This is a genomic window from Rhodocista pekingensis (genome assembly GCF_042665545.1).
Classification (GTDB): domain Bacteria; phylum Pseudomonadota; class Alphaproteobacteria; order Azospirillales; family Azospirillaceae; genus Rhodocista; species Rhodocista pekingensis.
On sequence record NZ_JBHTCM010000009.1, the window covers coordinates 1 to 17825 of the forward strand.

Annotated in this window: 13 protein-coding genes and 2 pseudogenes; 4 read left to right on the forward strand and 11 right to left on the reverse strand. The window is 72.8% G+C overall.

What is annotated here, in order from left to right:
• Nucleotides 1-488 precede the first annotated feature (488 nt).
• Both ACFQPS_RS07440 and ACFQPS_RS07445 read right to left on the reverse strand, forming a co-directional pair.
• A complete protein-coding gene (locus ACFQPS_RS07440) occupies nt 489-1007 on the reverse strand; it encodes a transposase (RefSeq protein WP_377357796.1) in 519 nt (172 codons plus the stop codon).
• Nucleotides 926-1135: pseudogene (locus ACFQPS_RS07445) on the reverse strand (transposase); the annotation flags it as partial. The pseudogene ACFQPS_RS07445 and the gene ACFQPS_RS07440, both read right to left, overlap by 82 nt.
• A 240-nt stretch (nt 1136-1375) precedes the next feature.
• Here ACFQPS_RS07445 and ACFQPS_RS07450 point away from each other — a divergent pair.
• Nucleotides 1376-1978, forward strand: coding sequence for a gamma-glutamylcyclotransferase (locus ACFQPS_RS07450; RefSeq protein WP_377357798.1), 603 nt, complete (start codon nt 1376-1378; stop codon nt 1976-1978).
• A gap of 44 nt (nt 1979-2022) precedes the next feature.
• Here ACFQPS_RS07450 and ACFQPS_RS07455 read toward each other — a convergent pair whose 3' ends face one another.
• From ACFQPS_RS07455 to ACFQPS_RS07465, 3 genes are all read right to left on the reverse strand, one after another.
• Complete coding sequence (locus ACFQPS_RS07455) at nt 2023-3711, reverse strand: methyl-accepting chemotaxis protein (protein ID WP_377357799.1); 1689 nt, start codon at nt 3709-3711, stop codon at nt 2023-2025.
• Nucleotides 3712-4099: 388 nt separating this feature from the next.
• Nucleotides 4100-7687 (reverse strand): LAGLIDADG family homing endonuclease, encoded by a 3588-nt coding sequence (locus ACFQPS_RS07460; protein WP_377357800.1) that lies wholly within the window; start codon nt 7685-7687, stop codon nt 4100-4102.
• A gap of 227 nt (nt 7688-7914) precedes the next feature.
• Nucleotides 7915-8712, reverse strand: coding sequence for a lysophospholipid acyltransferase family protein (locus ACFQPS_RS07465; RefSeq protein WP_377357801.1), 798 nt, complete (start codon nt 8710-8712; stop codon nt 7915-7917).
• A 151-nt stretch (nt 8713-8863) separates the two neighbouring features.
• Here ACFQPS_RS07465 and ACFQPS_RS07470 point away from each other — a divergent pair, with 151 nt between their 5' ends.
• Nucleotides 8864-9082 carry a hypothetical protein gene (locus ACFQPS_RS07470; protein WP_377357802.1) on the forward strand — a complete coding sequence of 73 codons (219 nt, stop codon included), beginning with the start codon at nt 8864-8866 and terminating at the stop codon, nt 9080-9082.
• Between the two features lie 66 nt (nt 9083-9148).
• Here ACFQPS_RS07470 and ACFQPS_RS07475 read toward each other — a convergent pair whose 3' ends face one another.
• Nucleotides 9149-9853, reverse strand: a complete 705-nt coding sequence (locus ACFQPS_RS07475) for a YdcF family protein (RefSeq protein WP_377357803.1) — start codon at nt 9851-9853, stop codon at nt 9149-9151.
• Nucleotides 9850-10734 carry a cell division protein FtsX gene (locus ACFQPS_RS07480; protein WP_377357804.1) on the reverse strand — a complete coding sequence of 295 codons (885 nt, stop codon included), beginning with the start codon at nt 10732-10734 and terminating at the stop codon, nt 9850-9852. Before ACFQPS_RS07480 ends, ACFQPS_RS07475 begins: the two co-directional genes overlap by 4 nt.
• A 321-nt stretch (nt 10735-11055) precedes the next feature.
• On the opposite strand from ACFQPS_RS07480, the pseudogene ACFQPS_RS07485 reads away from it, so the two are divergent.
• Both ACFQPS_RS07485 and ACFQPS_RS07490 read left to right on the forward strand, forming a co-directional pair.
• Nucleotides 11056-11148: pseudogene (locus ACFQPS_RS07485) on the forward strand (zinc-ribbon domain-containing protein); the annotation flags it as partial.
• A gap of 99 nt (nt 11149-11247) precedes the next feature.
• Nucleotides 11248-11922, forward strand: coding sequence for a hypothetical protein (locus ACFQPS_RS07490; protein ID WP_377358034.1), 675 nt, complete (start codon nt 11248-11250; stop codon nt 11920-11922).
• Between the two features lie 28 nt (nt 11923-11950).
• On the opposite strand, the gene ACFQPS_RS07495 is transcribed toward ACFQPS_RS07490, so the two are convergent.
• The 4 genes from ACFQPS_RS07495 to argH form a co-directional block, all read right to left on the reverse strand.
• Nucleotides 11951-14560: a TIGR02302 family protein gene (locus tag ACFQPS_RS07495; RefSeq protein WP_377357805.1), complete on the reverse strand. Its 2610-nt coding sequence runs from the start codon at nt 14558-14560 to the stop codon at nt 11951-11953.
• A gap of 104 nt (nt 14561-14664) precedes the next feature.
• Complete coding sequence (gene lysA / locus ACFQPS_RS07500) at nt 14665-15975, reverse strand: diaminopimelate decarboxylase (protein WP_377357807.1); 1311 nt, start codon at nt 15973-15975, stop codon at nt 14665-14667.
• Nucleotides 15975-16310 carry a hypothetical protein gene (locus ACFQPS_RS07505; protein WP_377357809.1) on the reverse strand — a complete coding sequence of 112 codons (336 nt, stop codon included), beginning with the start codon at nt 16308-16310 and terminating at the stop codon, nt 15975-15977. The genes lysA and ACFQPS_RS07505 overlap by 1 nt, the downstream gene beginning before the upstream one ends.
• Nucleotides 16307-17758, reverse strand: a complete 1452-nt coding sequence (gene argH, locus ACFQPS_RS07510) for an argininosuccinate lyase (protein WP_377357810.1) — start codon at nt 17756-17758, stop codon at nt 16307-16309. Before argH ends, ACFQPS_RS07505 begins: the two co-directional genes overlap by 4 nt.
• Between the last annotated feature and the right edge of the window lie 67 nt (nt 17759-17825).

A 17825-nucleotide genomic window follows, 5' to 3' on the forward strand; every position in this document is an offset into this window, starting at 1 on the left:
CGGAGACCTTGAATCAGCCCACCGCAGCCGTGGCAAGCCCCTTTATGGGTCCCAGCCCTAGGTTATTGCCCCTCAACCCGCTGTGCTGCTCCAGCGATATACATCTCGTTCAAAATCTGGTAGTAATAATATTGAACAGCGTCACCTAAGCTTCTCAAATAGTCAGCCGGGCTAATTTTGAGGGTGAAAATGTCAGCCTCGACGGTGATGGGCATTGGGCGGCCTGACAACAGGTCACAGTAATATCTCCGCTACCCCAGGCGAAGTCAAACCCGTCCCCGTCCCCGCCACCGCCACCGCCACCGCCACCGCCACCGCCGGCACCAGCGCCACTGAGAACCCGTTTCAGAAGTCTGGCGAAGGAAGCCGCTTTCGGTTGGGGTGAGCGAGGCGGTGGAGCATGAGACGGATGAAGGCCAGGGTGACCATGGCCTCGGCGACATCGGTGCGTTCCTCGTAATCCTTGGACAGGCGCCGCCATCGCCCAGTCATCCGAAGGATCGTTCGACCACCCAGCGGCGCGGCACGAGGATGAAGTCGCCGCCGGCGATGCGCCGGACGATGATCAACGTCAGCCCGAGCAGAAAGCAGGCGAGGATCACCGGCAGCCGGTTGTAGATGCTGTCGGCGAAGACGGCCTGGAGCCAGCAGTACAGCCGCTTGATCCGTGTCAGCAATTCGCCCGCGCCGTCGGCGTCCTGGATGTCGGCGGCGTGGACGAGGACGCCGAGCAGGAAGCCGGCGGTGTCGACGGCGATGTGGCGCTTGCGCCCCCACACCTTTTTGGCCGCGTCAAAGCCACGGGCGCCCCCTTTTCCGTCGTCTTGACGCTCTGGGTGTCGATGATGGCGGCCGTCGGTGTCGGGGCGCGGCCTTCCTGCTCGCGCAACATCACCACCAGGTGATGACGCAGGCCCTCCCACACCCCGGCCTCCAGGAAGGCGCGGAAGTAACGGTAGACGGTCTGCCACGGCGGAAAGGCGGGCGGCGGTGGCAGGTGGCGCCACTGGCAGCCGGTGCGCACCACGTAGAACAGCCCGTCCAGGAGATGGCGCATGTCGGTGGTGCGTGGCCGCCCACCCGGCTTGGGCGGCGGGATCAGCGGTTCGATCAGACGGTACTGATCATCGCTCAGGGCTTGGCCGGCGCCCTAATCACCAACCAGCCGGCGGTCCTCGGGCGTCCACATCGGCGCTCTCCGGCAGGGGGATGTTCCCTGTCAACAGCCGTCCCCTCAGGCCCTCACCACGCCTGCGTCAACTTTCAAAACGGGCTCTAAGGTGTCCAGGAGCGAACCTTGCAATGCGCATCGTCTGGGCGTTCCAGCAGACGCACCCTTGGGCTTCCCGCGCCGGGATGCTAGGGGTTGGGGATCATGGAGACCGCCCCGACGACCGTTCCCGCCCCGCATGCCGAGTTCGGCCACCCGGCCGGCAGCGACCTCTGGGTCTTCGCCTACGGCTCGCTGATGTGGAATCCCGGCTTTGTGCATCTGGAGCGGCAAGGGGCCCTGCTGCGCGGCTGGCACCGGTCGTTCTGCGTGCTGTCCTGGCGCCACCGCGGCACGCCGGAGCGGCCGGGGGCCGTGCTGGGACTGGACCGCGGCGGTTCCTGCCGCGGCATCGTCTACCGTGTCGCCGCCGACCGGGTCGAGGAGACGCTGGCCTATCTCTGGGAGCGGGAGATGGTGAACCGCGTCTACCGTCCCCGGCGGCTGGCGGTGCGGACGGAGGGCGGCGGCAGCGCCCCGGCGCTGGTCTTCACCGTGGACCGGGCGCACCCGCAGTACTGCGGCCGGCTCGGGCCGGAAGGGCTGGAGACGCTGGTGCGCCAGGGCGTGGGCCAGTCCGGCCGCAGCGCCGACTACCTGCTCAGCCTCGTCGCCCACCTGCGCGACCTCGGCATCCGCGATACCGGTCTGGAGGCCCTCGCCGCCCGGATCGGCGGCCCATCACCGGACTGGGGGCCACCGGACTGAGGGCCACCGGACCGGGGGCCACCGGACTGAAGGACGCCGGGTCCTCAGGCGGCCCGGACCGCGTCGAGGAAGCCCGCGACCTCGCTGCGGAGAACCCCGGACTGCCGCGCCAGACCGTCCGAGGCGTCCAGCATCCGGGTCGCCATGCCGCCCGCCTCCGCCGCCGCCTCGTTGACGCCGGCGATGGTCGAGCTGACCTCCTCGGTGCCGCGGGCGGCCTCCTGCACGTTCCTGGCGATGTCGCGGGTCGCGGCGGTCTGTTCCTCCACCGCGGCGGCGATCGCCGCCGCGATGTCGCTCATGCGCCGGATGGTCTGCCCGATGCCGACGATGGCCGTCTGCGCCGACCCGGTCGCCTGCTGGATCTCGGCGACCTTGGCCTGGATGTCCTCCGTGGCGCGCGAGGTCTGGGTGGCCAGCGCCTTGACCTCGCTGGCGACGACGGCGAAGCCCTTGCCGGCATCGCCCGCGCGGGCGGCCTCGATGGTGGCGTTCAGTGCCAGCAGGTTCGTCTGGCCCGCGATGCTGGAGATCAGCTCCACCACCTGGCCGATCTGGACCGAGGCGGCGACAAGCTGCTGGATCTGCGTGGTCATCCGTTCAGCCTCGGCGACCGCGTCCCCGGCGATCCGGGCGGAACTGGAAACCTGCCGGCCGATCTCCTGGATCGAGGCGGTCAGTTCCTCGGTCGCCGCCGCCACGGTCTGGACATTGGACGATGCCTGCTTCGAGGCGGCGGCAACCGTCCCCGCCCGTTCCGCCGTGGACCGCGCCGTGCCGGTCATGGCCGTGGCCGTTCCCTGCAACTCTCCCGCCGCGGCGGTAACAGCATCGACCACGGTCTGGGCCGTCTGCTGGAACTGGCGGAGCAGTCCGTCGATCCGGGCGGCGCGCTCCTCCTTGGCCTTGCGTTCCGCCTCCTGCTCCGCGGTCAGCCGGGCGGCCTCGATGGCGTTGCGCTTGAACACCTCGATGGCGCGGGCCATGGACCCGATCTCGTCGCGGCGGTCGGTGCCGGCGACGGCGATGCTCCGGTCGCCCTGGGCCAGCCGCCCCATCACCTGCGTCATGGCGGCCACCGGGGTGGCGATCAGCCGGGACAGCAGCCCTCCCATCAGGGCCGCGACGAGGGCCGCCCCCAGCGCGCTCAGCACCACGGTCCAGCGCAGGGAGGCGAGCGCCGCCTCCTGCTCCGCCGCACGCACGCCCAGGAGCTGCCGCTCCGTCTGTTCGATCTCCTCCACCTTGGAGCGGATGGCGTCCATGTACCGCTTGCCGGCGCCGGAGGATTCCAGGGCCCGTGCCTGCTCCTGCGTTGCAGGGTCGCGCATCAGCGCGATCTCCCGCTCGGCGATCTCGCTCTGCCAGGAGCGGACATCCGCCATCAGGGCGTCCAGCCGGGCCTGCTGCGCGGGATTGTCCGCGGTCAGGCGTCTGGCCTCGGCGACTGCGGTCCCGAGTAGAGCGGTTCCGGCGGTGTAGGGAGCGAGAAACTCCTCCCGTCCGGCCAGCAGGAAGCCGCGGAGGCCGGTCTCCTGGTTCATCATGGCGGCCAGGATATCGTCCAAGGTGTCGAGGACCGTATAGGTATGGGTCGTCCACCGGCCCGCGCGCTCGATGGTGCCTGCGGCCTGCCAGGTGAACGGTCCGGACAGGACGACCACGGCAATGACTGCCGAGAACCCGAAGATCAGTTTCCGGATGAAACTCAGATTGGCAAGATAGGCGGACATCATCCCTCCCGTTGCCGGCCGGACCCTGACAGCGTCACGATGCGGACATCATCATGATGCGGAAAGCGGCCGGTATTCCAAGGCTCCATCAAAGCGTTCGATCCGTTTATCAACCATTAACTGACCGGTATTTTCATTTCATGGCGCGATACTTGGTCTTTTCGCCATCCTTTCGACAAGAGTGCTCCGGCAGCGCGCCTGTCCTGGCAGGTGGTGCGCATGTCCTGGTTGTCCGGGTCGGTGGATTCCGATCATGATCGGATGTGATCGGCAAGGCAAGATAGGCATTTTCAGAGACAGACCGCCGGTCGGGACAACGATTGGATCGGTGCCCGTGGACCGACGGGGCGCCATCTCTCTGTTCGCTGTCGGGCGGGGGCTTCCCGCCTTATCCGCACCTGGAATAGCCGCAGTTGGTGCAGAGGTCGCAGCCCTCCTGTCGCAGCAGGGTGGCCTGGGCGCAGCGGGGGCACTGGCCCAGGCGGGCGGCGCCGGGGTCGGTCGCGGGATCGGACGCAGTGGGACCGCCCGCCGTCGCGGCCGGAGTCCGCGCGGCGCTGTCCGCCGCCGTGCCCGGGCGGGGCAGGAAGCCGGTCTCCAGCATGTGGCGCTCGATCACCTGCCCGATGGCGGCCAGCAGCGAGGGTACATAGCGCCCCTCCACCCACTGGCCGCCGCGCGGGTCGAACACGGCCTTCAGCTCCTCCACCACGAAGGAGACGTCGCCGCCGCGGCGGAACACGGCGGAGATCATGCGCGTCAGCGCCACCGTCCAGGCATAGTGCTCCATGTTCTTGGAGTTGATGAAGACCTCGAACGGCCGCCGCCGCCCGTCCTGCACGATGTCGTTCACGGTGATGTAGAGGGCGTGGTCGCTGTCCGGCCACTTCACCTTGTAGGTGTGGCCAGGTAGGGCCTCCGGCCGGTCCAGTGGCCGGGTCATGTAGACCACGGCCCCCTCGCCGCGCGGCGGTTCCGCACGCGCCGGCTCCGCAGGCGCCGGGGGAGACGCGGGCGCCGTCCCGCCCGCTGCCCCGCCCGCCGCCGGCACGGACAGCACTGACCCGGTGACGGCGTTCGGCCGGTAGGTGGTGCAGCCCTTGCAGCCCAGCTCGTAGGCCTGCCGGTAGACGTCCTTGAACGCCTCGAAGGGCAGGTCGGCCGGGCAGTTGATGGTCTTGGAGATGGCGCTGTCCACATGCCGCTGCGCCGCCGCCTGCATCACCAGATGCGCCGCCGGCTCCAGGCTCTGGGCATCGACGAAGGCGTCGGTCAGCGGCGCGTCCGGCCCCATCCTCTGCCGGTACAGCCGGTAGGCCAGATCCTGCACCGCTTCGGTCCGCCGGCTGCCATCGGGCATCAGCACGGCGCGCTGGTACTCGTAGGCGAAGACCGGCTCGATGCCGGAGGAGACATTGCCGGCGAACAGGCTGATGGTCCCGGTCGGCGCGATGGAGGTGACCAGGGCGTTGCGCACGCCGTGCGCGGCGATGGCCTCGCGCACGTCCGGCGGCAGGGCGCGGATCATGGGCCGCTCCAGGTACGCCGCCCGGTCGAACAGCGGGAAGGCGCCCTTTTCCGCCGCCAGGGCGGCGGAGGTACGGTAGGCCGTGACCTGGATGGCGCGCAGCCATTCCTCCGTCAGCCGCACCGCGGCTTCGGAGCCGTAACGCACGCCGCACAGGATCAGCGCGTCGGCCAGCCCGGTGACGCCCAGCCCGATGCGCCGCTTGGCCCGCGCCTCGGCGGCCTGCGCCTCCAGCGGGAAGCGGGAGACGTCCACCACATTGTCCATCATCCGCACGGCCAGCGGCACCACCCGCTCCAGCGCCTCCCGGTCCAGCCGGGCCGCCGGCGTGAAGGGATCGCGCACCAGCGCGGCCAGATTGACCGAGCCCAGCAGGCAGGCGCCATAGGGGGGCAAGGGCTGTTCGCCGCAGTTGTGGACAACGAGGCCGTTTGCCTCGAAGGCGTTCGCCCCCGGGATGCGGACGTCGAAGACCTCGGCCTCGCCGTCCGGCACCAGTTCCGCCACCTCGGCCGTCCAGTCCTCCCGGTTGGGCCGGCGCCGGTAGGCGGAGAGTGCTGCGCGCAGCCGGCCGGCCTTGTCCGTGTCCGCGAAGCCGATCCGTGCGGCGAAGCGGCTGACATTGTCCCGGGCGATGATCAGTTCGTGGTCGGCGGCACAGGCATAGGGCCGCCGGCCGCCCCGTCCGTCCGGCAGCAGGCGCAGGGACCGCGCCCGCCGGTCCGCGGCCAGGGTGGAGACGATGCCGAGGCGGAGCAGCATCCGCTGCACCGCCCGCAGCCGTTCCAGGTCGCTCTGCGCCAGCCGGATGCTGACGCCCTTCGCCTGACTGCCCTGCACGCTGCCGTCCGCATCGAACAGGCCGCGCAGGAAGGCCGCCTGGAAGAGGCTCGACGCCCGCTCGATCTCCGGCGTCACGGCCTTGGCGCCGGGCGCCAGCCCGAACCGGGCCGCCAGGTTCCGCAAGGCCGCGGTGGCCAGCCGGTACTCCCGGCGTCCGGCGACGGCGGCCCAGCCACGGAAGTCGGCGCGGTGGGGCAGGGATCGCGCCGCCGCCTCCGCCGCGGCCATCACGCCCCGCACACCGGTCGGGGCGTCCTTCTCCGCCGCGGGCAGCCAGACGGACAGCACCGCCTTGTCCCGCTTCAGCGTGCCGTCACCGACCAGCAGGCCCAGCAGATAGCCGGCCGCCTCCCCCTCGGCGGTCGAACCGGGCGGGGGCGGCCAGCCCGGCTCCGCCGCGGCTTCGCCCAGGCGGACGCGGTCGCCGGGCTTCAGCGCGCCCAGCGCCGTCCATTCTTCCGCGGCCCCGCCATCCGCCCCGCCATCCGCCCGGGCCACCACCCGCCGCACCGGATGGTCGGCCGTGGCGCGCAGTTCCAGGCCCTCGCGGGTGCGCAGGCGCAGCACCGGCCTGACCCCGGTCGGGAAGAAGCCTTCCGGCGCCGACGGCCAGGGTCGGCCATGCAGCAGGGCGGTGAAGGGCCGGCCGACCAGCTCCCGCACCTGCCGCGGCCCCTCGGCGGTCCCCACCCAGGTCTCCGCCGTGACGCACGGATTCGTGGCGCTGATCGTCTCGCAGTAGGCGAGGTTGTTCTGCTCGTTGATGCGGTCGATGAAGATGACGCCCGGCTCGGCATAATCGTAGGTCGCCCGCATGATGCGGTCCCACAGGGCGCGGGCCGGCACGGTGCGGAAGACCCGGCCCTCGAAGCGCAGGGGCCAGGGCCGGTCCTCCCGCACCGCGGCCATGAACGCGTCCGTCGCCAGGACCGACAGGTTGAAGTTGCGCAGCCGGCCGGGCTCGCGCTTGGCGTCGATGAACAGCTCGATGTCGGGGTGGTCGCAGCGCAGGGTCGCCATCATGGCGCCGCGGCGGCTGCCGGCGCTCATGATGGTGCGGCACATGCTGTCCCACACATCCATGAAGGAGACGGGGCCGGAGGCGTCGGCCCCGACGCCGGCCACGGGCGCCCCCTTGGGCCTGAGGGTCGAGAAGTCGTAGCCGATGCCGCCGCCCTGCTGGAGCGTCAGCGCCGCTTCCCGCAGATGGGCGAAGATACCGCCCATGTCGTCGGGCACGGTGCCCATGACGAAGCAGTTGAACAGCGTCACCGTCCGCTGCGTCCCGGCCCCGGCCAGGATGCGGCCGGCGGGCAGAAAGCGGAACCCCTCCAGCGCCGAGCGGAATCGCCCCTCCCACGCCGCCGGATCGCGCTCCGGCGCGGCCAGCGCCCGCGCCACGCGGGCCCAGGTATCCGCCACCGTCGCGTCCGCCGGCGTGCCGGCCGGCCCCTTCAGCCGGTACTTCATGTCCCAGATCTGCCGGGAGATGGGCGGCAGCCCGAGCCCCGCGGGGCCGGTCAGGCCCTTGCCCCCGGCCGAGCCCTCGGCTCCGGCCGGTCCTCCGGCCCCGGTCAGGCCATCGGTCGTCGCAGAGTCCGCCATGCAAGACCCCCGCTCCGGTGCCCTCCCGCGCAGGGTCCGCGGGCGGCGTGCGCCGGGCCGTCCACGACAGGGGCGGGCGGTCCGGCTCGTCGTCACTCCGCACAGTAGGGAGCGGCCACCGGGCAAGTCAAGGCTGTGTTCGTATTATGTTCACCCGATGTTTGCGCGCGGCCGGACGTTCCGGCCGATTCGCCGCTGCCGACCCGGTTCCAGGACGGGCGCGGCTCTCAGGCGCTCGCCTGCCCGCGCGCGGGGGCCGCGGTGCGCAGGCGGATCCGGCGCGGGGTCGTCGGCCGTTCGGTCGGGGGGCCGCCGGCGGCCAGCGACAGCCGCTCGCTCGCCGCTTCCAGCCGCTCCTCCAGCTCGGCCATGGCGACGTCGCGCGGCAGGCCGGGCGGGATGGGCGGCAGGAACTCGATGGTGATGGTGCCGGGGTGACGGATCAGGGTGCGACGCCCCCAGAACAGGCCGGAGTTCAGCGCCATCGGCACGATGGGCAGGCCCAGATCCTGGTACAGCAGCCCGATCCCCACCTTGTACGGCCGGTAGGTGCCGGGGGCCAGCCGGGTGCCCTGGGGGAAGATGACGATCGGGCGGCCCTGCGCCACCACGGCCCGCGCCCCCGTCACCAGCGGCGTCAGGGCGGCGCCGCGCCGGCTGCGGTCCACCGGGATCTGCTGCGACTTTGCCGCGTACCAGCCCCAGATCGGCAGCCAGAGAAGCTCGCGCTTCAGGATGATGGCCGGATCGTCCAGGATCAGATGCAGCTTCATCGTCTCCCACATGGACTGGTGCTTCGCCCCGACCAGGAAGCTGCCGTGGGCCGGCAGGTGCTCCAGCCCCCGCACCTCGTAGTGCAGGCCGATGATGGTGCGCTCCAGCCAGGCCAGCGTGCGCATGTACCAGGCCAGCACGTCGATCATCCGCCGGCGCGGGATGAACAGCATCCACAGCAGGCCGACGCAGCACAGCATCGTCCAGACGTAGAAGACCAGGTTGAACAGCAGCGAGCGCAGCACGAGCATGGCCGGGTCCGCCCTTCCGGAAGCAGGCAGGCCAGCATTAACCACGGCCACGGGCCCTGTCCAGAACGGGGCACACCACCCCGTCCGGGGAACCGTCGCGCCGCCGTCCGGTTGACGGCAGAGACCGAACCGCAACGGAAGGACAGCCGGCATGGCCGACAGACCCGAGGACCCGACACAGCGGATGCCCGAGGCCCCGGAAGGGGCCGATGACGAGGCCCGGCGCATCCTGGAGCAGCAGCACACCGGCAACCATCAGAAGCCGGGGGCGGAATCCGGTGCCGCGGACCGGCGCGGCGGCACCCGCGCCGGGGCGGAGACGGTGGAAGACACCTCCCGGCCCGGTCCCGGCCGGGACGCCAGCGGCTGAGCGGCCGCAGGCCGCGCTTTTCAGTGTCCACGCGGCCCGAGGCCGCGCCTTCCGGTGCCCGCGGGATCAGCGGCTCAGCGGTTCCGGGCGCTGCCAGACGCCGGGCGGTCCGTCCCCCGGCGGGGTGGCGGACGGGGCCAGCAGCAGGGCGCGGGTCCAGGCCAGCAGGAACTTGTTGTACTCGCCCACGATCAGGCTCGCCGTGCCCGGCCAGCGCCACCAGTGCTCCAGCCGGACATTGGGTGGCGCCACCGGGTGGGCGACCAGCTCGACGTCGGGCAGGGCGCGGCGGAACTCCACCAGACTGCGCGGCATGTGGTAGTTGGCGGTGACGACCCGCAGCGACCTGAAGCCCTCCTGCCGCACCCATAGAGCTGTTTCCGCCGCGTTGCCCTCGGTGTCGTCGGCGGCGTAGCCCAGAACGATGCAGCATTCCAGGTCGCCCGGCGCCTGCCGCGACAGGCGCAGCAGCTCCTGCACGTCCACGCCGCGGTAGACGCCGGAGATGAACAGCTTGCGCGCCCGGTGTGCCCGCAGCAGATCGAATCCGGCGGCCAGCCGCTCGCTGCCGCCGGTCAGCACGACGATGGCGTCGGTGTGGCGGTCGTCCTCGGGCGGGGTGCGGGGCAGCCCGGCCGCGAACAGGAACAGGCCGGTGAACCAGGCGACGGCCAGGGCCAGCGCCCCGGCGAAAAGGCCGTGCAGCAGCGGATGGCGCCCAGGGTCGGCCGGAAGCTCCGTCCCCCGCGTTCCCCCGAAGGGAAACCTCATGGCAGCCGCTCCAGGGCCCGCATCACCGTCAGCCGTGCGGTGACGGCGGCCAGCAGGGCCGCCACGGCCGGCACGCCCGGAAGCGACAGCCACTGCTCCAGCGTCAGCGACAGCCGCGGCAGCAGCGCCGCCGTCAGGCTCTGGCCCGCCGCGTCCAGCCCCCACAGGGTCAGCAGGGCCAGCGCCAGCCCGGCGCCGCCGCCGATCAGGGTCAGGCGCAGCACGTGGCGCTGGAACTGCCCGGCGACATAGCCGTCGGAGGCGCCGATCACATGCAGCAGCTCCACCTCGGCCCGGTGGACGGCCAGCCCGGCGCTGGCGGCGAAGATGACGGAGGCGACGGCGACGGCGCCGATCAGCCCGACGACGGCGGCGGATACCCACTGCACGGTCGCCGCCAGCCGGCGCAGCCCGGCCAGCCAGTCGCCCGGGTCGTCCACCTCCACCCCCGGCACGGACCGCTCCAGCTCCGCCGCCAGCGCCTTGGCGTCGGCGTCGGGCCGCAGGGTCAGGTCGATCAGGGCGGGCACCGGCAGGTCGTCCAGCAGGGCACCGCTGCCCAGCCAGGGCTCGACCAGCCGCACCGCCTCCTCGTGCGGCAGGGGACGGGCCTCCGTCACGGCCGGGCGGCCCTCCAGCCGCTTCAGCACGTCCTGGACCCGCGCCTCCACCGTCGGCGCGTCCTTGCCCGACAGGGGACGCACCTGGACCGTCAGGCTGCCCGACAGGCCGGTGTCCCAGCGCGCCGCCAGATCGGACATGACCATGGCGGCGGCCAGGGCCAGGCTCGCCAGATAGACCATCAGGGCGATGATCCAGGGCAGGAAACGCCCGGTGGCATCGCGTTTCAGGGGGATGTCGTAATGGCCGCGGCGGCTCATCGCTGGACGGTTCCGGGCTGTACGGGTCTAGGCTGAACGGGACTGGTCGGTTGCGTCACCGGGCTCCCAGGATGCCGACGATTCCGGCGATTGTCGGGCGCTCGGCGGTTCCGGTCGGGGCGGCGCGGCGGGACAGTGATCGCACGCCGGCCGGCGCCGCGTCCAGCCATTGGCGTGGTCCGCCGTCGCAGGCGCCCCGGCGCCGTGCTTCCGCCGTCTGCTCAAAGGGCGAGTTCCGGACGCCGCGGCAGGTCCCCGCCTTGCGCTGGCGCGTGCCACTTTCTATAAGGGTTGAACCCTCCGCACAGGTCGCTCCCCCGGATGATCCTCTCCTGCCCGGCGTGCTCGAAGCGTTTTCTGCTCGATGCGGCTTTGCTCGGCAGCGGCCGTCGCGTGAAGTGCGGGAACTGCGGTCATATCTGGCACCAGGAGCCCGACAGCTCGGCAGCGGCGGCCCCGGCCGTGGCGCCGCGTCCAGCCGCCCGGCCTGTCCAGCGACCGGCCCCGGCCCCTGTGCCGGAACCGCCGGCGGCGGATTCCGCCCCCGGGTTCCTCTCGGATTTCGCCACGGATTTCTCCCCCGGCGGGCAGGACCCTGCCGAGTCGGCACCCGGCGACGATCCCTTCGCGCCCGCGACCAGCGCCGCCCCGGCGCAGAGGCCGCGGCCGCTTCCCCTCGGCTCCAACCTGCCTGTGCCGCTGGAGCCGGAGCGGTCGCGCCGCGGCGCCGTGCTGCGCTGGGGCGGGCTTGCCGCCGTGGTCGCCGGTCTGGCGGCTGGGCTCTTCTTCGGGCGGGACGCCATCGTCGGGGGCTGGCCGCCGGCCAGGGCGTTCTACGAACTGGTCGGGATGCCGGTGGAGCCGGATCTGCCGGGGGCCGGCCTGGTCCTGCCGCGGGACAAGGCGCGCAGCGAGTTCCGCACCATCGAGGGCACGGTGCTGCTGTTCGTCAGCGGCACCATCGAGAACACCTCGGACCGGGAGCGCCCGGTGCCGGACGTGATGGCCTGGGCCATCGGCGCAGACGGTCAGCGCCTCTTCTCCTGGCGGATCATTCCGCCGGCCCGGGTGCTGGCCCCGGGCCAGTCGGTCACCTTCGAGTCCCGCATGCCGGAACGGCAGGGGGAAGCGAAGGCGATTGAATACAGCTTTGTCGCCCCCGAGCCGGCGCCGGACTCCGCCTTCTAGGCTGATCGCGGGGGCCGGTGGGCGGGCTTCAGAACCGGTCCAGCAGGCGCTCGATATAGTCCCGCTCCAGCTTCGGCCGGTCCGGTTCCCCGGCGCGCCGGCGCAGTTCCTCCAGGATCTCGCGGGACCGCTGCACGTCCGACACCTCCGGGATCTTCACCCGGTCGGTGTTGAACATGCCCTGGCCGGGAAGCTGCCGGCCCAGCGGATCGCGGCCGGGCTGGCGGCCCGCCTGCGGGCGCTGGCCCGGGCGCATGCCGGCGGCGGCCATCATCTGCTGCTGCATCTGCTCGGCCATCGCCTCCAGCCCCTGCTGGAGCTGGTCCACCGCCTGCCCCTGCGACGGCACCGCCTGACCGGGCAGTCCCTGCTCCAGCGCCTCGCCGGCGTCGCGCATGGCGCGCTCGGCGCGGCCCAGGGGGCGGGGGATGTCGCCGCCCATCTCCCCGAACCGGCGCATCAGGTCGCCCAGCTCGCGCCGCAGCGCCTCCTGGTCCGCGGCCATGGCGGCGGGATCGCCGCCCTGCGGCCCGGCCTGTCCCGGCTGGCCGCCGGGGCGGGGCTGGCCGGGTTGGGGCTGCCCGGGCTGCCGGTTCGGCCCCTGCATCCCGGGCAGGGGCATGTCCGGCGGCAGGATCTCCTCCTGCGCTTCGCCGGACTGCCGGAAGGTCTCGTCCATCAGCTCCTGCTGGCGCTGCGCCAGATCCTGGAGCTGCTGCATCATCTCCATCACCTGCCGGGCCGCCTCCTGACCCTGCTGCTGCTCCGCCGTCTGACCGGTGCGCAGGTTCTCCATCATCTGCTGGAGCTGCGAGAGCATCTGCCGGGCCGCGTCGCGCGATCCGGTCTGCGCCAGCTCGCGCATCCGCTCCATCATCTGCTCCAGCCCCTGGCGGTCCATGCTCTGGAGGTTCGGCATGTCGGGCAGCTCGGGCGGCATCTCGCCCCGCTCCACGGCCTCGCGGACCTTCTGCTCCAGGGCGTCCATGAACTGCTGCATGGCCTGCTGGAGCTGTTGCATCAGCCGGTCGATCTCTTCGTCCGGGGCGTTGCGGTCCAGCGCCTCCATCAGGTCCCGCTGGGCGTCGCGCAGGTCGCGCTCGGCCAGCGACAGGCCGCCGTCCTCCACCCGCAGGGCCGTCTCCCACAGCGTGTCCTGCACCGAGGCCAGCGCGTCCGGCTCCTGGTTGCGCCGCAGCCGGGCCACGGCGGAGCGCAGCCCCATGAAGACCGACAGGTCGCCGCGGTAGCCGTCGGGCCGGGCGGAGATGTCGGAGAGCGCGCGGGACACCGGGTCGCGGACGGCATCGCCGCCCAGGGTCAGGCGGCGCCGTTCGGCGATGATGGCCTGGGCGACCGGATGGCTGAAGGGCCGTTCCGGCAGCACGAAGGGCTGCTCGGCGCTGCGCCCGGTCTGGCCGGCGCCGTCGGTGGCCTCCAGCCGGATGCTCACCGGCAGCCCGGCCCAGGGGTGCGGCGTCAGGTCGGTGAAGCCGGTGGCCGCCACCTGCTTCGGGTTCACGCCGGGCAGCGGCAGCGGCAGCTCCAGCGGCGTGCGGTCGATCCCCGGCGCGGTCTCCGCCGCCAGGGTCAGGACCGCGACCACCCGGGCGACGCCGTAGTCGTCCGCCGCGGTGTAGTCGATCCGGGTGGCATGGCGCTCCGTCGCGGCGGGCGGGGTGCGGAAGGCGATGCCGGGTCCCATGTCGGGCACCACTCGGATGTCCCAGGCGCCCAGTTCCCGCCCGCGCTGGGTCACGCTCAGCCGCTGTCCGGCGGTGACCGGCCGGTCGATCTGGAAGCCGCCGCCGGCGACCCCGGCGAAGGGCGTGGCGCTGCCGTCGATCTCCAGCTCCGGGATGCCGCTGCCGCCACTGACCCGGGCCAGGAGCGTGCTGCCGACCGGGATGTCCACCGGCGCGGCGGGCGCCGTGGCGGCGTCGCCGCTCCCCGTTTCCGCTGCCGCTGCCGGCACGGGCCGGCGGGTCAGGAAGACGGGCGGCAGGCCGGTGTGGTCCGGCGGCGTGATCCAGACGTCCAGGGCCGCCGGCACGGCCGGTCCCAGCCCGGCGATCCGGGGCTGGAGCGCCAGCCCCAGCCGCTCGCTCCAGTCGTCGCGGGCGACGCTCGCCGCCACCAGCAGCACCAGCGCCAGGGCGATGCGCAGGGCCCAGGGGTCGCGCGCCAGCAGGTTGGGGTGCGGGGCGTTCAGGCGCAGGTCCCGGACCTGCTGCCGCGCCCGCTCCTGCGCCATCTGCCAGAGCGCATCGGCCACCGGGTCCCCGTCGCCGGTGGCGCGGCCGTCGCGCAGGGTCGCCAGAGGCCGGTGGGTAAGCGCGCTGTCGTGCTCCAGCCGGCGGCGGCCTTCCTCCACGCCGGGCCAGCGGAAGCCGCGCAGCCGGGTGACGCCCAGCCAGCCGACGCCGCCGGCCGTCGCCAGCAGCAGCAGCAGGTGCAGCCAGCCCGGCAGCAGGGGCGGCAGGCCGAACAGGGCCAGCGCCAGGAAACCGCCGGCGACGCCGACGGCGGGCCAGAGCCGGGGCCACAGCCGTTCCCAGGCCAGGGCGGCGCGGGCCGCGTGCAGGCGCAGGCCGGAACCGGGGGCGCCCGGCGCCGCGCCGCGGCGTGCGCCGGGCATCTCCGCGGCTTCAGCGGACGGCGGGACCTCCCGGGCACGGAACCGGCTCTGCATTGCTCACCCTCCGGGGCGTCCGCCCGGGCTCCGGCCCGGCCCGCCCCCTGTCAACGGGACCCCGGCGGCGGCAGCCACGCCGGGACGCTTTCCATCGCCAGCAGTTCTTCCAGCGTCGGGCGTCGGCGCACCACCGCCCGCTCGCCGCCCGCCACCAGCACCTCCGGCGCCAGCGGGCGGGAATTGTAGGTGGAGGCCATGACCGCGCCATAGGCGCCGGCGGTCAGGATCGCCACCAGGTCCCCCGCCTGCATCGGCGGCAGCCGCCGCCCCTTGGCGAAGGTGTCGCCGCTTTCGCAGACCGGGCCGACGACGTCCATCGCGCTGAGCGGGGCGCCGCGGGCGGGCTGCTTCACCGGCAGGATAGTGTGCCAGGCATCGTAAAGCGAGGGGCGGATCAGGTCGTTCATGGCCGCGTCCAGGACAAGAAAGCGGCGGTGCAGCCCTTCCTTGACATGGACGACCCGTGACAGCAGCACGCCCGCGCTCGCCACCAGCGAGCGGCCGGGCTCCAGCGTGATGTGGCAGCCCAGGGGGCCCACCGTCTCCCGCACCACCTGCGCATAGGCGCGGTGGTCGGGGCCGATGTCCTCCTCCCGGTAGGGGACGCCGACGCCGCCGCCCAGGTCGATGCGCTCGATCCCGATGCCCTGCGCCCGCAGGTCCGTCACCAGCTCCGCCACCTTGGCGAAGGCCAGCGCGAACGGCGACGTCTTCAGGAGCTGGGAGCCGATGTGGATCGCCACGCCCAGCGGGCGCAGGCCCGGCAGGGCCGCGGCGCGGGCGAAGGCGGCGCCGGCCTGGGACCAGTCGATGCCGAACTTGTCCTCCTTGCGGCCGGTGGTGATCTTGCCATGCGTCTCCGCGTCCACGTCGGGGTTGACGCGCAGGGCGACGGGCGCCACCAGCCCCAGCCCGCTGGCCACCGCCGACAGCAGGTCCAGCTCGGGCAGGCTCTCCACGTTGATCTGGTGGATGCCGGCCTTCAGCGCCGCCGCCAGCTCGTCGCGTGTCTTGCCGACGCCGGAGAAGACGATGCGGTCGGCCGGGATGCCGGCGACCAGCGCCCGCTGCATCTCACCCACCGACACCACGTCGGCCCCGGCTCCCAGGGCCGCCAGGGTGCGGATGACGGCGAGGTTGGAGTTGGCCTTCAGGGCATAGCAGACGGCCACGTCGCGCCCGCCGGGGCCGTCCAGGTCGAAGGCGTCGGCATAGGCCCGCCAGTTCGCCCGCAGCTCCGCCGTGGAATAGACATAGGCCGGCGTGCCCGCCTCCGCCGCGATGGCGGACAGGGGCACGTCCTCGACATGCAGCTCCCCGTCGCGGTAGGCGAAGCCGGGGGAGGGGACCTTCGCCATCACATGCCCCCGCCGCTCGGCGGGATGGCGGGGCCGGAGCGGCTGCCGGGACGGCGGGCGATCGGATCGACCGGCTTCAGCGCGTCCTCGGCACCCGGCGCCGTGCTCGTGTCCTGTCCGGGGGTGGTGCCGGTCTGGCCGCTCTGCGTCGCGGTGCCCGTGGCCGGCGGCGTCGCCGGCTGCGGGTCCAGCGCCGGATCGGGGTAGAAGCGCCCGGGTTCGGCGTTCGGCGGGGCGGCGGGGAAGCCCGGCTTCTTGCCGCAGGCCGTCAGCGCCAGCGGCAGCGCCAGCAAGAGGGCCGCAGGCCAGAGGGGGAAGGATCGGGTCCGGCTCACAGGAAACGCTCCCGGGCGGCCTGCGCCGCCCTGCGCACGAGATCGGGCGCGGTGCCGCCCAGGCTGGTGCGGGAGGCGACGGACGCCTCCACGCTCAGCACGGGGAAGATGTCCGCGGTGATGCGGGGCTCCACGGCCTGGAGCGCCTCCAGCGGCAGGTCGGACAGGCCGCAGCCCCGCTCCTCCGCCGCCTTGACGATGCGGCCGGTGACGTGGTGCGCCTCGCGGAACGGCATGCCCAGCCGCCGCACCAGCCAGTCGGCCAGATCGGTGGCGGTGGGGAAGCCCGCCTCCACGGCGCGGCGCATGGCGGCCGGGTCGGCCGTCAGGTCGCGCACCATGCCGGTCATGGCGGCAAGGCAGAGCGACAGCGTCTCCTCCGCCTCGAACACCGGCTCCTTGTCCTCCTGCATGTCCTTGGAATAGGCCAGCGGCAGGCCCTTCATCATGACCAGCAGGGCGTTCAGGCTGCCGATCACCCGCCCGGCCTTGCCGCGCACCAGCTCGGCCGCGTCGGGGTTGCGCTTCTGCGGCATGATCGAGCTGCCGGTGGTGAAGGCGTCCGTCAGCCGGATGAAGCGGAACTGGCTGGTACACCAGAGGACGATCTCCTCCGCCAGCCGCGACAGGTGGACGCCGCAGATGGCGCCGGCGGACAGGTACTCCAGCGCGAAGTCGCGGTCCGACACGGCGTCCAGCGAATTCGCCGTCGGCCGGTCGAAGCCCAGCGCCGCCGCCGTCATGGCGCGGTCGACGGGGTAGGGCGTGCCGGCCAGGGCGGCGCTGCCCAGCGGGCACTCGTTCAGCCGGGCGCGGGCATCACGCACGCGGCCGCGGTCGCGGCCCAGCATCTCGACATAGGCCAGCAGATGGTGGCCGAAGGTGACCGGCTGCGCCGTCTGGAGATGGGTGAAGCCGGGCATCACCGTGTCGGCGTATTCCTCCGCCCGGTCGATCAGGGCGGCCTGCAAGGCCCGCAGGTCGCCGTCCAGCCGGTCCAGCGCGTCGCGCACCCAGAGCTTGAAGTCCGTCGCCACCTGGTCGTTGCGCGACCGCGCCGTGTGCAGCCGGCCGGCCGGCTCGCCGATCAGCTCCTTCAGCCGCGCCTCCACGTTCATGTGGATGTCCTCCAGCGCCGTGCTGAAGGTGAAGCGGCCCTCGCGGATCTCCGCCGCCACCTGCTCCAGTCCGGCCACGATGGCCTCGGCGTCGGCGGCCGGGATGATGCCCTGGGCGGCCAGCATCCGGGCATGCGCCTGGGAGCCCGCGATGTCCTGGGACCAGAGTCGGCGGTCGAAGCCGATGGAGGCGTTGATGCGCTCCATGATCTCGGCGGGGCCGCGGGCGAAGCGGCCGCCCCACAGCTCGTTGGAACGGGGACCGCCGGAGTCGGGCCGGGTGTCGGTCGGGCTGGGCTGTGACGGAGTGTCGGACAGGCTTGACGTCATGCGGGCGGAGGCCGAGCTATGTCCGGGACGGCGGCGGCGCCGCAGCGCGCCGCACCCGTTCCGGAAC